The following is a 15,019-nucleotide window of genomic DNA, read 5'->3' on the forward strand; positions in this document are numbered from 1 at the left end:
TCCCGGCGTCGGATCAGGAAGCGGAACGGAGCAGCAGTTCCCACTCGGAGGTGTCGTACCACTCCAACTCGTGGTCCTCGACCCCGTCGACGGTGAACTGGGCGTCCGGGTCACCGGCGAGCGCCTCGGCCACCACGTCGACGGCGGCGGCCACGTCCTCGACCGCCTCGGCCCCGTCCACGTGCAACGCGGCCACCGCCGACTCCGGCACCGGCCCGTCGAGTTCCACCACGCTGGAGCCCAGCTCGCCGTCGCCCCGACCGACGGCCTTGGCGGGCAGGTCCACCGAGACCACCACTCGACGGCGGGGCGCGACCGCGTCTTCGCGCAGCAGTTGCAGGGCGTCCTGGGCGGCACGGGTGAAGGCGACGTACTCCAACTCCTCCTCGTCACCCTCGGCGTACCACTCGCGCAGCGCGGGGGTGACCGCGTGCCCGCCGCTTGCCGGCAGGCCCTGCTCCCGCAGCAGGGCCAACATCGGCACGGTCGCCGGCACGTACACCCGGACCAGCTCGTCGCCCACCGTCGTCTCCCCTACTCGTTCCCGGTCCTGCCCGTTCCCGGTCCTGCCCGTTCCCGCGACGGCCGGCGGCCGTCCCGAACGCCGATCATGCCGTACGCCGAAACCGTCATACACCGCGCACCGCCCCGGCGGAAGCCGCCGCACCGACCGGCGACCATCCCTCGTCGCCATCCGCCGCACCGACGCCGGGCTGGGCTGGGGAGGCTGTCGGTGGCAAACTGAGCCGAACGACGCCAAGCCGAGGGGTTTCCGTGGAGCCGAGGTTTCTCCTGCTCTCCGACGTGGCCGCCGAGCTGAACGTGTCGGACTCGCAGGTCTACCACATGGTGCGCAGCGGAGAACTGCCCGCCATCAAGATCGGTGGACGGGGTCAGTGGCGGGTGGAGCGCGCCCGGCTGGAGGAGTACATCCAGCTCAAGTACGCCGAGACCGCCGAGTGGGTACGCGGCAACCCGCTCACCGACCGCGACCCAGAGTGATCGCACGGCCCCGCTGAGCCATTGACCCCGAACGTTGCCATGCTCGACAATCGAGGTTGTCGGAAGCAAACGAAGGCAAACGTAAAGAACGAGGGTGTAGCGATGGCCGACTCCCGCCGTCCGGGGCCGACCCGACCGCCGATCCGGTTGCGCCCGGCCCCCGTCGCCGATCCTCCCTATGTCGACGAGGTGCCGGATCTCTGGCCCCGGCCACCCGGCCAGCTCGCCCTGGACCTGTTCGGTACGGGGCAGCCGCCCGGCCGCCCGGCCGGCCGCCGACCCGAATCCCGACCCCGTCCCGGGCACCCGACCGCCCCGCCACTGCCCCCACCCGCCACCGCCACCCCGGAGGCGACCCGCGCGGCCCACCGCTTCGTCGGCACCTGCCTGGAGATCCTCAACGGCTACCGGCCACCCGGCCAGATCCGGGCTCTGGTCGAGCCGGGACGCATCGTCGAGGTGACCGAGCAGCTCGCCCGCGCCGCGTCCCGCACCCCGCCGGCGCGTCGTCGGTCCACCCGGCCGGCCGTCCACCTGCGCCGGCTGCGGGTCTGCGAGCCGCGCACGGCGGCCGTCGAGGTGGCCGCCGTGCTCACCGGCGGCGGCCGGAGCTGGGCCATGGCGCTCCGCCTGGAACACCGCCAAGGCCGCTGGCTCTGCACCACCCTCCAGGTCCTCTAACCCCCACCCCCACCCCACCCCCACCGGGCTCGGCGGTGCTGATCAAGAGGTTCAGGTCATCCGTGGAGATCCAACTGACGCAAACCTCTTGATCACCGCAGCGGGCGGGGGTGGGGGGTAGGGGGTGGGAACGGGAGGACGCCCGTCCGCTCGGGAGAGCGGGCGGGCGGCCTTGGGGTTGGGGTCAGGCGCCGCCGTTGGGGGCGCCGTGGCAGCGCTTGTACTTGCGGCCGGAGCCGCACGGGCAGGGTGCGTTGCGGGACGGGCCGCCCTCCGCCGCCCGGTCGACCGGGCCGGTACGCCCGGCGGTGTTGGCCGCGGTGGCCTGACCGCTCGCCCCGACGGCAGCCGGGCGACGCGGCGGGCCGGCAGCGGGCCGGGCCGGGGACTGCCCTCCCCCGAGGCCGAGGGCCGGTGCCTGCTGCTCGGGACGCTCCACGGCCACCGCACCCGCCCCCGCCTCACCGTCGATGGTCGGGGCGGAGTATTGCAGGCCCTGCTGCTGCGGCGCGCGGTTGAGGCCCTTGGCCCGGATCTCGACCGGCTTCTCCAGCAGCTGGACCTCCTCGGCCTCCGGCTCCGGTTCCTGGACCTGCACCTCCAGGTTGTAGAGGAAGCCGACCGTCTCCTCCTTGATGCCCTCCATCATGGTGGCGAACATGTCGAAGCCTTCGCGCTGGTACTCGATGACCGGGTCGCGCTGGGCGTACGCCCGCAGGCTGATGCCCTCCTGGAGGTAGTCCATCTCGTAGAGGTGCTCGCGCCACTTGCGGTCGATGACCTGGAGCAGCACCATCCGCTCGAGCTGGCGGGTGGCCTCCTCGCCGAGGCTCTCCTCGCGCCGGTCGTACGCGGCGTTCGCGTCCTCCCTGAGGCGGGCGAGCAGGAAGTCCTGGTCCAGGCCGGCCCGGGAGCCGACCTCCTCCTCCAACTCCTCGACGGTGACGCCCACCGGGTAGAGCTGCTTGAGGCTCGTCCAGAGCTGGTCGAGGTCCCAGTCCTCGGCGTAACCGTCGCTGGTGGCCCCCACCACGTACGCGCCGACGGTGTCGTCGATCATGTTGCGGACCTGGTCGGAGAGATCCTCGCCGTTGAGCACCCGCAGTCGCTCGGCGTAGATCACCTGGCGCTGCTTGTTGAGCACCTCGTCGTACTTCAGGACGTTCTTGCGGATCTCGGCGTTCTGACCCTCGATCTGCGCCTGGGCGTTCTTGATCTGCCGGGTGACCATCTTCGACTCGATGGGCACGTCCTCCGGGATGTTGAACCGCTCCATCACCGCCTCGACCGCGCCGGCCCGGAACCGCTTCATCAACTCGTCCTGCAGCGACAGGTAGAACCGGGACTCGCCCGGGTCACCCTGCCGGCCGGCCCGACCGCGCAGCTGGTTGTCGATCCGGCGGGACTCGTGCCGCTCGGTGCCGAGCACGTAGAGGCCACCGGCGGCGGCGACCTCCTCGGCCTCGGCCACGCACGCCTGCTTCCAGGTGGGCAGGACCTCCTCCAACGCCTTGGCGTACTCGTCCTCCTGCTCCACCGGGTCGAGGCCGCGCTGGCGCAGCTCGCTGGCGGCGAGGAACTCGGCGTTGCCGCCGAGCAGGATGTCGGTGCCCCGGCCGGCCATGTTGGTGGCGACGGTGACCGCGCCCTTGCGGCCGGCCTGGGCGACGATCTCGGCCTCGCGGGCGTGGAACTTCGCGTTCAGCACCGAGTGCGGGATGCCCCGGCGGCGCAGCAGGGTGGACAGGATCTCGGAGTTCTCCACCGAGACGGTGCCGACCAGCACCGGCTGGCCGGCCTGGTGCCGCTCGGCGATGTCCTCGATGACCGCGTTGAACTTGGCCTTCTCGGTTTTGTAGATGACGTCGGCCTTGTCCATCCGGACCATCGGCCGGTGCGTCGGGATGGTCACCACGCCGACCTTGTAGACCTTGTTGAACTCGCCCGCCTCGGTCTGGGCGGTACCGGTCATGCCGGAGAGCTTCTCGTAGAGGCGGAAGTAGTTCTGGAGGGTGATGGTGGCCAGGGTCTGGTTTTCCTGCTTGATCTCCACCCCCTCCTTGGCCTCGATCGCCTGGTGCATGCCCTCGTTGTAGCGGCGGCCGTGCAGGATGCGCCCGGTGAACTCGTCGACGATCAGGACCTCGCCGTCGCTGACGATGTAGTCCTTGTCGCGCTTGTAGAGCTCCTTGGCCTTGATCGCGTTGTTGAGGTAGCCGACCAGCGGGGTGTTCACCGACTCGTAGAGGTTGTCGATGCCGAGCCGGTCCTCCACCTTGGCCACCCCGCGCTCGGTGACCGCGATGGTGCGCTTGGCGTAGTCGACCTCGTAGTCGCCCTCGCCGTCCTTGCCGGACTGGAGGCGGGCCACCACGCCGGCGAACTCGCCGTACCAGCGGGCGGAGTGCTCGGCCGGGCCGGAGATGATCAGCGGGGTCCGGGCCTCGTCGATCAGGATCGAGTCGACCTCGTCGACCACGGCGAAGTTGTGCCCGCGCTGGACCAGCTCGTCGCGGGACCAGGCCATGTTGTCGCGCAGGTAGTCGAAGCCGAACTCGTTGTTGGTGCCGTAGGTGATGTCGCACTCGTAGGCGGCCTTGTGCTCGGTGGCCGGCCGGTTGGGCAGCACCACGCCGACGGTCAGGCCGAGGAACTCGTGCACCTGGCCCATCCAGGCGGCGTCGCGCTGGGCCAGGTAGTCGTTGACGGTGACCACGTGCACGCCCTTGCCGGAGAGCGCGTTGAGGTAGACCGCCATGACCGAGGTCAGCGTCTTGCCCTCACCGGTCTTCATCTCGGCGATGTTGCCGAAGTGCAGCGCCGCGCCACCCATCACCTGGACGTCGTACGGCCGCTGACCGAGCACCCGGGCAGCCGCCTCGCGCACCGTGGCGAACGCCTCGGGCAGCAGGTCGTCGAGGGTCTCACCGTCGGCGAGCCGCTCCCGGTACTGATCGGTCAGTGACCGCAGCTCGTCGTCGGTGAGGTTGACGTAGTCGTCCTCGATCGAGTTGACGGCGGCAGCGATGGCCTTCAGCCGGCGCACCATACGGCCCTCGCCCGCGCGGAGGACCTTTTCCAGAATCGACACGGATCAACGCTCCCCTAGACAGTCTCGAACCATCGTAGGCGCTCCGTCGGCGCGATGGTCACTGGTGGCGGCGGTCCGGACCGACTAAACCGACATAACACTCGGCTCGGCCCGCCACCCGGCGGTTATCCGGTTACGCCCACCGCGAACGATCCGGCACGATGACTCGGATGGAGCCTGTGGAGATCATCGAGGACGGCCTGCTACTGCGTCCGTGGCTCGCCTCGGACGCGGACGACGTGCACCGGGCTTGCCAGGACCCGGACATCCAGCGCTGGACCACCGTACCGCGTCCGTACCGGTCCGAACACGCCCACGGCTTCGTCACCGGGATCGCGCCCCGCTCCTGGGCCGACGGCACCGGTGCGCCGTTCGCGGTCTGCGACGCGGCCACCGGTGACCTGCTCGGCTCCTGCGGCCTGGTCTCGATCGACCGCGCCCTCGGCTCCGGCGAGATCGGCTACTGGACCGCCCCCTGGGCCCGGGGCCGGGGGGTCACCGTCCGCGCCGTCCGGGCGGTCGCCCGCTGGGCCTTCGACGCGCTGGCGCTGCGCCGGCTGGTCTGGCAGGCCGAGGTCGGCAACCACGCCTCCCGGCTGGTCGCGCTGCGGGCCGGTTTCCAGGTCTCCGGCGAACTACGGCTCGCCCGTCCCGCCGGGGGCGGCCGGGCCGAGGGCTGGGTCGGCTCGCTGCTGCCCGGCGAGGTGCCGGCCGTCGGTACGCCCGGCCCCGCCGGGACGGGCACCCTGGACGCCCGGCGGGCCGCCGTGTTCGGCCGGCCGCAGCCCGTCCTGTTCGCCACCGCCGGGGACACCGAACTGCGGCTGCGTCCGCTGGAGGAGCGCGACCTGGACGAGGTCGTGACGACCTGCCGGGACCAGCAGACCGTCCGGTGGACCAGCGTGCCGCACCCGTACCAGCGGACCGACGCCGAGGACTACCTGACCTTCGCCGAGCTGGCCTGGGCCCGGGGCAGCGCCGCCGCCTTCGCCTTGGCCGGCCCCGACGACGCCTATGCCGGCACCGTCGACCTGCGGGTGAGCCCCACCGACCCGCTGCTGGCCGACGTCGGCTTCATGACCGCGCCGCACGCCCGGGGGCGAGGTTGGATGCCGGCCGCGCTCGGAGCGCTCGGAGCGTGGGGCGTCACCGGCCTCGGCCTGGCCCGGATCGAGTGGAAGGCCCACGTCGGCAACACCGCCTCCCGCCGGGTCGCCGAGAAGGCCGGCTTCACCGTCGAGGGCACCCTCCGGGGCGGGCTGTCCCACCGGGGCACCCGGATCGACGTCTGGATCGGCGGGCTGCTCGCCGAGGACCTGACGTGACCCCGGAGGTCGTCGAGGCCGGCCGGGTGCGGCTGCGGCCGTACCGCCCCGACGACGCCGACGAGCTGGCCGTCGGCTGCGGCGACCCGGTGAACCTCCGGTTCAACCCGACGATGCCGCAGCCGTACACCGTCACCGCCGCCCACTGGTGGATCACCGAGGGCGCCCCGGCGGCCTGGCGGGCCGGCGGGGCCGCGTACGCGATCGCCGACGCCGGCACCGACCTGCTGGTCGGCGGCATCGGGATCAGCAACCTGGTGCCGGCCCACGGTCAGGCCGAGGTGGGCTACTGGGTCACGCCCCGGGCCCGGCGGCGCGGGGTCGCCACCGCCGCCACCCGGGCCCTGGCGACCGCCGCGTTCCGGGCCGGCCTGGCCCGGCTGGAGCTGCTCACCGACGTCGAGAACCCGGCCAGCCAGCGGGTCGCGCTGGCCGCCGGCTTCCACCCCGAGGGGGTACGCCGCGCCGCCGGCCGGAGCCGTGACGGCGGCCGGCACGACCTGCTCGCCTGGGTACGCCTCGCCGACGATCCGGCCGGCCCCACCCCCCGCCGGCTGCCGGATCTGCCCGACGGCCGGCTCACCGACGGCGTGGTGACGCTGCGCCGGCTCGCGCCCGCGGACACCGACCCGCTGTATCGGCTGCACACGCTCCCCGAGGTGGTGGCCACCCGGGTCCGTCCGGTCCCGCCGACCCGGGCGGCGATCGCGCGGCGCTGCGCGGTGGCCGAGAGCGACTGGCTCACCGGCGGCTCGGCCGACTTCGCGCTGCTCGACGCGGCGACCGGCGCGCTGGCCGGCGGCTGTGCCCTGGTCTACGACGAGCCGGCCACCGGTCAGGCGATGATCGGCTACAGCCTGCTGCCCGAGGCGCGGGGCCGGGGGCTGACCACCCGGGCGGTCCGGCTGCTTGCCGGCTGGGCGTTCGGGCCGGTGGGGCTGGCCCGGCTCTGGGCCGGCACCGCACCCTGGAACCACCCCTCGCAGCGGGTACTGGAACGGGCCGGCTTCCGGCGGGAGGGGCTGATGCGCGGCCGACTCCCCGGCCGGGACGGCACCCGCGCCGACACGGTCCTCTGGTCCCTACTCCCCACCGACCCCCACTGACCCCTCACCCCCCCGTGCCCCGGCACGCCCCCCGACAACGATCAAGAGGTTTGCGTCATCCGTGGAGATCGGACGGACGCAAACCTCTTGATCACCGCTGGCGGCCGGGTGGCCGGTGGCGCGGGGGTGTCAGGTGTCGAGGGAGATGATGCCGTAGTCGTAGGCGTGGCGGCGGTAGACGACGCTGGGGCGGCCGGACTCCTTGTCGTGGAACAGGTAGAAGTCGTGGCCGACCAGCTCCATCTGGAACAGGGCGTCGTCGACGGTCATCGGATCGGCGGGGTGCAGCTTGGCCCGGGCGATGTGCCAGGGCTGATCGTCGTACTCCTCCGGGCGCTCCTCGACGGCGGTGGCGGTGGCGGTGGCCGTGCCGCCGGAGGGAGCGGGGACGTCGTCCAGGCCGGCCACCGGCAGGCCGGCGGTGGCGGCGGCGACGGAGATCGGCGCGTGCCGGCCCCGGTGTACGCGGCGGCGGTCGGCCGCCCGGCGCAGTCGGGTGTCCAGCTTGGCGATGGCGGCGTCCAGTGCGCTGTAGAAGTCGTTCGTGCAGGCCTCGGCCCGGATCACCGGCCCGCGGGAGACACAGGTGATCTCCACTCGCTGGCAGGTGTCGGACTGGCGGGGATTGCGTTCGTGGAACAGCTCCACATCGACCCGGATGAGCTTGTGATCGTAGCGTTCGATTTTCGCGAGTTTCTCCGCTACGTGTACCCGGTAATGGTCCGGCACTTCGACGTTTCGACCCTTGACCACGATGTCCACGTGACCTCCCTTTTCCGGATGGTCGGCTGATCTTCGGAATCCGGTCGAGCGCCTCGGGAGGGCCCCTGGGAGCGTCGACCGGTCATGTACGGCTGCGCCTCCTTCCACCGTCGGGGGCGGGTGGGAAACTCTTCCTACCCCCGACACGAAAACGCTAACTCCTGTTCGGCCGACAGTCACCCCCGGTTGCGGGAAACCCCAGAGAATTAACAGCAACCAACACCATGGGGTGAAACGGAAACACGAAGCGTCACCCATGCCACCGCTTTTGCGTTGCACCCAGCACAGCCGCGCCGTTTGGTGTCATTCCCGCCGCGCGCAAGGTCCGACTCACCGCGGCCAGGGTCGCCCCGGTCGTCAGGATGTCGTCCAGCACCACCACCGTCCGGCCACCCGCGCCCCGACCGGCCCACCCGGGCCGCAGCCGGAACGCCGACGCCGCCGCCTCGGCCCGTCCCGCCCGGTCCAGCTCCACCGAGTCCGGTCGGGGCAACGCCCGCACCGGCACCGCCGTCCGGGCGTCCCAGCCGGCCCGCCGCAACCGGGCCGCCGCGTGCCGCGCCAACCGGGTCAGATGGTCGCCGTAGCGCGCCCTGGCCGCCGCCGCCCGGTCCGGCACCGGCACCAGCAGCACCGGGCGGGCCGACCCCACCGACGCCGCCACCACCTCCGCCAGCAGCCCACCCAGCGGCCGGGCCAGCCCGTGCCGGCCCCGTTCCTTGTACGCCAGCAGCGCCTCCCGCAGCGGGCCCGCGTACGGGCCGAGGGCGTGACAGGGCGGCAGGTCGGGCGGGGCCGGGGTGGGCCTGGCCGGAGCCGGCCGCAGTGCGGCGAGCAGGCGGGCGCAGTCCGGGCAGCAGCCCTGTCGCAGGGGCCCGTCCCGCCGCCCGCAGCCCGCGCACCCGGTGGGGAGGACCAGGTCGGTCAGGTCCGCCCAGAGTCCACCGACGTCCCGCACGGCCGGCTCAGAACACGAAGAACGGCGCGGTCGGACTGCCCGGCCGACCACCTGCGGGCGGGGGCGTCACGTTCAGCACCTGCTCGCGCCGGATCGTCTCGGCCGAGGGCGACCGGTAGCGGTAGGCGACACCGTTGGCCTCGTACATCATCATGACGGCGGGCAGCACGTACGTCGGGTTGGCCGGATACACCGCGAGGTGGGTCACCCGAGCGCCGACGTCGGTGACCAGCGCGGCCTGCTGCGCCCCGTCCACGCCCACCTCGTACACCGCCGAGCGGTTGGTCGAACCGGCCACGGCCAGGGTGTTCTCCTGCGCCCAGTCCACCGCCGACAGGTCGGTCAACGTGGTGGCGACCTGCCGCACCGGGCCGAGCGAGACCACCCCGCCGTCGAGGCTCGCCGCGCAGAGGTAGAGCCGACCGTCGACGATCAGCGCGATCCGGTGCCCGTCCAGTGAGACGGCCACCGCGCTGACCTGGCCCGGGACGCCCACCGGCACCTGGACCATCCGGGCCCGGTCGTCGAAGCGGTAGAGCCGCCCGTCGGCCACCACCAACCCGTACGGCTGGGCCGCCCCGAGCGGGCGCAGCCAGACCGGCCGCCCGATCGCCGTGAAGGTCTGCGTCCCCGGGGTCATCACCTGCACCGGCGCGACGCCCGACCCGACCACCAGCCGCTGCCGGCCGCCGGAGGCGGTGGTCACCAGGGCGGCGAGGGTCTTCTCCTCGGCCCGCCGGAGGGCCGCCGAGACGACGTTGCGGTTGTCCTCCGCGCGGATCGGCACGACGCCGATCGTCTCGGCCTCGAAGACGAGCGGGTGGATCGCCCCGTCGTAGACGGTGAACCGCTGCGGCGCCTCGGCGAGCGGGTAGACCGGATTGGCGTTGCGGTGGGCGGCCAGGTCGTCGATGGTCACCCGGGACTGGTTGCGGGTGGTGAGCTGGAGCGGCCCGTCCAGGTCGGACAGCGACCAGGACAGCTGGATGCCGAGTTTCTCCAGCTTGCGACGGTCGTCCCCGGGCAGGTCGAGGTTCACCTCCCAACGGCCGTCGGTCTTGACCGCGTTGTTGATCAGGGCGGTCCGGTCCGGCAGCCCGCTCACGCCCTGCCGGAGCCAGTCCGACGGCCCGGCGATCAGCCACTTGACCGCCTCGCTGACCAGCCGCTCGGCCGGCACGGCGAGCGGCAGGTAGCGCTGGTCGGCGACCAGCCGGGTGGAGTCGGAGTTCCAGAAGTAGATCGTGCGGGTCTGGTAGTACTGCCGCAACGCCAGCGTGTCCAGCAGCAGCACGCTGGGTGGATCGGTGACGTAGTAGCCGCCGCTCTCCTCGCCCTCGTCGCCCGGCTCGGCGGAGCCACGCAACGAGAACTGGTACTCCGTGTCGGTCACCACCGGCGGGCCGAGCACCCCGTTGGCCCGCAGCAGCCCCACCTGTTGCACCAGCACCCGGACGGTGAGCAACCCACTGGCGTTCTCGGTGATCACCGGCTTCTCGGTCAGCCGGACCACGTTGATCGCGACCTCGCTGCCCTGCTTCTCCGCGAGCCGGTTACGGTCCTCCCGGGCGATGAACTGCTTCACCCGCGCGTACGCCCGCTCCGGCTCGCCGGCGGCGGCAGCCAGGAAGTTACGGACGAAGATCTCGCGGTCGGTGCCGCTGGCCGCCCGGGTGGGCGGTTCGCCACGGCCGGAGCTGGACGTGCCCGCCGAGACGGCGGGCCCGGACCCGTCCACCTGCACGTCGGTCTGGTCGGGGATACCACAGCCGGCCGGGACGAGCGCCAGCAGCGCGGCGCAGAGCAGCCCGGCCAGGGCTCTCCGGCGGCTCACGACCGGGCCTGCGCACGCTCGTCGGCCGCAGCGGCCGGCCCCGGGCCGATGGCCAGGACGCCACCGCCGCCGGGGCCGATGGCCAGCACGTCGCCGTCGCGGGGGCCACCGAAGGGCAGGGTGGCGTCGGCCGGCACCAGCCGCAGTGGTGAGGTGGTGAGCCGGTCGCCGGAGCGGACCGGCAGGGTGAGTCGGAACTGGGCGCCCTGCCCGGGGGCGCCCCACGCCTCCAGCCAGCCACCGTGCAGCCGGGCGTCCTCCAGGCTGATCGACAGGCCCAGCCCCGTACCGCCGGTCTGCCGGGCGCGGGACGGGTCGGCCCGCCAGAACCGGCTGAAGACCAGCTTCTCCTCGCCCGGTTTGAGCCCGACGCCGTGGTCGCGCACGGTGACCGCGACGGCGGTCTGGTCGACGCCCAGGGTGATCACCACCGGCTTCGCCTCCCCGTGCTCGACGGCGTTGCCGACCAGGTTGCGCAGCACCCGCTCGACCCGGCGCGGGTCCACCTCGGCGATCACCGGGGTGGTCGGCACGTCCAGCTCGATGGTGACGCCGACCCGTTCGGCGAGCCCGGCGAGGCGGTCGGCGACCCGGTGCACCACCGGCACCAGGTCGGTCGGCTCGGAGTCGAGCATGGCGAAGCCGGCGTCGAAGCGGCTGATCTCCAGCAGGTCGGTGAGCAGTTCCTCGAACCGGTCCAGCTCCGCCTGGAGCAGCTCGGCGCTGCGTGCCACGGCCGGGTCGAACTCGTCCCGCTCGGCGAAGATCAGGTCGGCGGCCATCCGGACGGTGGTCAGCGGGGTACGCAGCTCGTGCGACACGTCGGAGGTGAACCGGCGCTGGAGGCGGGACATCTCCTCCAGGCGCAGGATCTGCCGTTGCAGGTTGGTCGCCATCTGGTTGAAGGAGGCGGCGAGCAGGGCGAGATCGTCCTCGCCGTTGACCACCATCCGCTGGTCGAGCAGTCCGGCGGAGAGCCGCTGGGCGGTCCGCGCGGCCACCCGGACCGGGGTCACCACCAGCCGGGTGACCAGGGCGGCGAGCAGGCCGAGCAGGAGCACCAGGGCCACCCCGGTGGCCAGCACGGTGGACCGGGCGTCGGCGGCGGTGGCGTCCTGCCGGTTGAGCGGGACGAGGTAGTACAGCTCCAGCTGGCCGAAGCGGGTCGGCACCGGGGAGCCGTAGACCAGGTATTTGGTCCGCCCACCGGTGAGCCGGCCGGTCCGGACCTGGTGGGCCACCTTGCCGTCGGCGACGGCGGCCCGCAGCTCCCGGCTGACCAGTGGCCGGACGTCCATCGCCGGGGAGGTGCGGGTCTCGATGATGCCGGCGTAGTTGTCGGCGGTGATCGCCACCACCACTCCGCTGGTCTGCTGCGGGTCGCCCCCGGCCAGGTAGTTGACCGTGCCCTCGATGGTGTCCTGGAGCTGCGCCTCCTGCGGCTGGCTGTAAAGGTTGAACTGCTTGGCCGAGTAGTCGCTGCCGTTGCGCAGCCGCAGCAGCACGTCGGTCTCGGCGTTGTCGAGCAGGATGTTGGTGATCTTGTCGGCGATCAGGTACGCGAAGCCGCCGACCAGCAGGCTGGACACCACAAGCGTGATGGTCACCACCCGGACCTGCAAGGACCGCCGCCAGGTCTGACGCAGGCCGGCGGTCACCCGCAGGGAGCGCCCCACCAGCACACGGCGCAGCGCCCGCGCGGCGGGACGCCAGCCGGCGGGGTGCTCGGGGGTGGGGTGCGGTGCGCTGGTCACGGTGCAGACCAGGCTATCCGGTGCCCGCCTTGTAGCCCACGCCCCGCACGGTCAGGATGATTTCCGGCCGCTCCGGGTCCGGTTCGATCTTGGCCCGGAGCCGTTGCACGTGCACGTTGACCAGCCGGGTGTCCGCCGCGTGCCGGTAACCCCAGACCTGCTCCAGCAGGACCTCCCGGGTGAAGACCTGACGCGGCTTGCGGGCGAGCGCGACCAGCAGGTCGAACTCCAGCGGCGTCAGCTTCACCTCCTCGCCGTCCCGGCTGACGGTGTGCGCCGGCACGTCGATGGTGATCTGGTTGCCGGGCGGGCCGATGGTCAGCATCTCCGGTGCGACGTCTTCGCCCCGGCGCAGCCGGGCCCGCATCCGGGCCACCAGCTCCTTGGGCTTGAACGGCTTGACCACGTAGTCGTCGGCACCGGACTCGAGGCCGAGCACCACGTCGACGGTGTCGCTCTTGGCGGTCAGCATGACGATCGGCACGCCCGACTCGCCACGGATGGCCCGCGCCACGTCGATACCGCTCATTCCGGGCAACATCAGGTCAAGCAACACAATATCGGGACGACTGTCGCGGAACGCGGCCAACGCCCGTTCCCCGTCGGCGACGAAGGAGGGCAGGAAGCCCTCGCTGCGCAGGACGATGCCGAGCATCTCGGCGAGCGCGGGGTCGTCGTCGACCACCAGTACCCGGGCTCTCATGGGGTTTATGTTTCCATCCCCGTTCAGTTGGTGGGATCGGCGTCTGGATGGCACGGTACTGCCGGGAGAGGTGCCACCGCACGTCCCACGCGCGATATCTCCCCCGATGCCCGCATCGGTGGGCCGTACGGTGGTGCCACCCGGCCGGTCAGGTCGTGTCACCATGATCCCCGGGCAGGTCGCCGCCCGCCAGCCACCATCCGCAGGAGTACGCGTGCCCGACGTCGGCCCGACCGCCGTGCTCCCCCGGCGTCCGCTCACCGTCGGCGAACTGCTCGACTCCGCCGTACTGCTGCTGCGGGCCCAGGGCCGGGTGCTGGTCCCGCTGGCCGTCCTGCTCGCCGCCGGTGAACAACTGCTGCTGCTCCCGCTGCGCCGGCTCGCCGACGCCGTACCCCCGGTGTGGTGGAGCGACAGCGGGGCGTTTCCCCTCTGGTGGCTACTGCTCGCGGTGGGCGCCGCCAGCGAGGCGGTGATCGTCCTGCTGCTCGGCAACCCGGCCGCGCGGGCGGCCGGCGCGGCGTTGCTCGGTCGCCGGGTCGGCGTCGGGGAACTGCTCCGCCCGGCCGGGGCGCGCTGGGGCGTCACCCTGCTGCTCGCCCCGGTGGTCGGCCTGCTGATGCTGATCGCGGCGCTGCTCGGCCCGGCCTGGCTGGTCGGCTACGGCCTGCTCGGCTCGGTCGCCGCGGCGGTGGTGCTGGACCGGAGGCCCGGGGCGTCGGCGGTGGTCCGGGCGGCCCGCATCGCGATGCGGGGTCGGGTCGCCGCCGTCCGGGTGCTCGGCTACCTCGGCTGGTGGGTGCTGCGGGTCGGCCTGGCCCTCGGCCTCTTCTTCGGCGTCGACTCGCTGCACCTGATCGACCTGACCGACCCGACCGTCCGCGTCGCCGCCACGATGCTCGCCTGGGCGGCGGTGAACAGCGTCGCCTACCCCGCCCTGGCCTGCCTGGACGCGGTGGTCCACCTGGACACCCGGATGCGCACCGAAGGGCTGGACATCCAGCTCGCCCGTACCCCTGCCGGGCTCGTCGCGGCCGGCCTGCCGGCGGCCGACCGGTGAGCCGATGGTGGACGGAGGCCGTCGCGGCGCTCGGCGACGTCCTGCCGCTGCCGCTGGCGGCGCTGCTGCTGGTGCTGGTCGCCGGTCTGGCCGCGCTCGCCTGGTACCACTTCCCGGCCTGGGTACCCCGTCGACTGCCCCGCTGGCGACTGCCCCGGCTCCGGCTGCCCCGCTGGCGGCGTCGACGCCGGACGGAGCGGCCCGCCAGCGCCACGGCCACTGCCGGGCTGCCCCGTCCCCGGGCCGGCGACGACGCCACCCCCGCCGGCCCCGGGCGCTCCCTGGCCGACCGGCTGGCCGCCGAGGGCCGGTACGCCGAAGCCGTCCGGGAACGGCTGCGCGACATGGTCCGCCGGCTGGTCGCCGTCGGTGCGGTCGCACCCCGCCCCGGGATGACCGTTACCGAGCTGACCGACGCGGCGGCCCGCGCCCGCCCCCTGGTCGACCCGCCGCTGCGCGCCGCCGGGGCGATCTTCGCCGAGCTGTGGTACGCCCAGCGTCCGGCCGCCGCCGGGCACGACCGGCGGATGCGGGAACTCGCCGACGAGCTGGACCGGGCGCTCGCCACCCCACCGGCGGACGGGGGCACGCCGTGACCCGGCCCACCGCCGGTCCCCCACCGGCCGCCCCGCCGGCCGGCCCTCTCCCCACAGCCGCCCCGACGGCCGGCCCTCTCCCCACAGCCGCCCCGACGGCCGGGCCACTCCCCACAGCCGCCCGGACGGCCGCACCGGTCCGGCAGC

13 protein-coding genes are annotated in these 15,019 nt (G+C 73.1%); 6 read left to right on the top strand and 7 right to left on the bottom strand.

Features of this window, described 5'->3' with window-relative positions; genetic code table 11:
• Positions 1-13 precede the first annotated feature (13 nt).
• Positions 14-523, bottom strand: a complete 510-nt coding sequence (locus ACIG87_RS28160) for a DUF6912 family protein (RefSeq protein WP_396854563.1) — start codon at positions 521-523, stop codon at positions 14-16.
• A gap of 251 nt (positions 524-774) precedes the next feature.
• On the opposite strand from ACIG87_RS28160, the gene ACIG87_RS28165 reads away from it, so the two are divergent.
• Together ACIG87_RS28165 and ACIG87_RS28170 are read left to right on the top strand one after the other, a co-directional pair.
• Complete coding sequence (locus ACIG87_RS28165; RefSeq protein ID WP_067306191.1) at positions 775-1,002, top strand: helix-turn-helix domain-containing protein; 228 nt, start codon at positions 775-777, stop codon at positions 1,000-1,002.
• A gap of 102 nt (positions 1,003-1,104) precedes the next feature.
• Complete coding sequence (locus tag ACIG87_RS28170; protein ID WP_396854565.1) at positions 1,105-1,683, top strand: Rv3235 family protein; 579 nt, start codon at positions 1,105-1,107, stop codon at positions 1,681-1,683.
• Between the two features lie 184 nt (positions 1,684-1,867).
• Here ACIG87_RS28170 and secA read toward each other — a convergent pair whose 3' ends face one another.
• On the bottom strand, positions 1,868-4,774 hold the full coding sequence (secA, locus tag ACIG87_RS28175; protein WP_396854567.1) for a preprotein translocase subunit SecA: 2,907 nt from the start codon (positions 4,772-4,774) through the stop codon (positions 1,868-1,870).
• 170 nt (positions 4,775-4,944) lie between these two features.
• Between secA and ACIG87_RS28180 the strand changes: the two genes are divergently transcribed.
• Both ACIG87_RS28180 and ACIG87_RS28185 read left to right on the top strand, forming a co-directional pair.
• Positions 4,945-6,099: a GNAT family N-acetyltransferase gene (locus tag ACIG87_RS28180; protein WP_396854569.1), complete on the top strand. Its 1,155-nt coding sequence runs from the start codon at positions 4,945-4,947 to the stop codon at positions 6,097-6,099.
• The gene (locus tag ACIG87_RS28185; protein WP_396854571.1) at positions 6,096-7,205 is read left to right on the top strand and encodes a GNAT family N-acetyltransferase; all 1,110 of its coding nucleotides are present in this window, start codon (positions 6,096-6,098) and stop codon (positions 7,203-7,205) included. Before ACIG87_RS28180 ends, ACIG87_RS28185 begins: the two co-directional genes overlap by 4 nt.
• 129 nt (positions 7,206-7,334) lie before the next feature.
• On the opposite strand, the gene hpf is transcribed toward ACIG87_RS28185, so the two are convergent.
• The 5 genes from hpf to mtrA all read right to left on the bottom strand — a co-directional run bounded on the left by hpf (position 7,335) and on the right by mtrA (position 13,216).
• A complete protein-coding gene (gene hpf / locus ACIG87_RS28190) occupies positions 7,335-7,967 on the bottom strand; it encodes a ribosome hibernation-promoting factor, HPF/YfiA family (protein ID WP_396854572.1) in 633 nt (210 codons plus the stop codon).
• Positions 7,968-8,217: 250 nt separating this feature from the next.
• A complete protein-coding gene (locus ACIG87_RS28195; protein ID WP_396854574.1) occupies positions 8,218-8,925 on the bottom strand; it encodes a ComF family protein in 708 nt (235 codons plus the stop codon).
• A 7-nt stretch (positions 8,926-8,932) separates the two neighbouring features.
• The gene (locus tag ACIG87_RS28200) at positions 8,933-10,759 is read right to left on the bottom strand and encodes an LpqB family beta-propeller domain-containing protein (protein ID WP_396854576.1); all 1,827 of its coding nucleotides are present in this window, start codon (positions 10,757-10,759) and stop codon (positions 8,933-8,935) included.
• Complete coding sequence (gene mtrB, locus ACIG87_RS28205) at positions 10,756-12,435, bottom strand: MtrAB system histidine kinase MtrB (RefSeq protein WP_396854663.1); 1,680 nt, start codon at positions 12,433-12,435, stop codon at positions 10,756-10,758. Before mtrB ends, ACIG87_RS28200 begins: the two co-directional genes overlap by 4 nt.
• A 91-nt stretch (positions 12,436-12,526) precedes the next feature.
• Complete coding sequence (mtrA, locus tag ACIG87_RS28210; protein WP_067306208.1) at positions 12,527-13,216, bottom strand: MtrAB system response regulator MtrA; 690 nt, start codon at positions 13,214-13,216, stop codon at positions 12,527-12,529.
• A gap of 214 nt (positions 13,217-13,430) precedes the next feature.
• Here mtrA and ACIG87_RS28215 point away from each other — a divergent pair, with 214 nt between their 5' ends.
• Together ACIG87_RS28215 and ACIG87_RS28220 are read left to right on the top strand one after the other, a co-directional pair.
• Positions 13,431-14,276 carry a hypothetical protein gene (locus ACIG87_RS28215; protein WP_396854579.1) on the top strand — a complete coding sequence of 282 codons (846 nt, stop codon included), beginning with the start codon at positions 13,431-13,433 and terminating at the stop codon, positions 14,274-14,276.
• Positions 14,273-14,872, top strand: a complete 600-nt coding sequence (locus ACIG87_RS28220) for a DUF4129 domain-containing protein (RefSeq protein WP_396854580.1) — start codon at positions 14,273-14,275, stop codon at positions 14,870-14,872. The genes ACIG87_RS28215 and ACIG87_RS28220 overlap by 4 nt, the downstream gene beginning before the upstream one ends.
• Positions 14,873-15,019 lie beyond the last annotated feature (147 nt).

This window comes from Micromonospora sp. NPDC051925, assembly GCF_044548625.1.
Lineage (GTDB): Bacteria > Actinomycetota > Actinomycetes > Mycobacteriales > Micromonosporaceae > Micromonospora.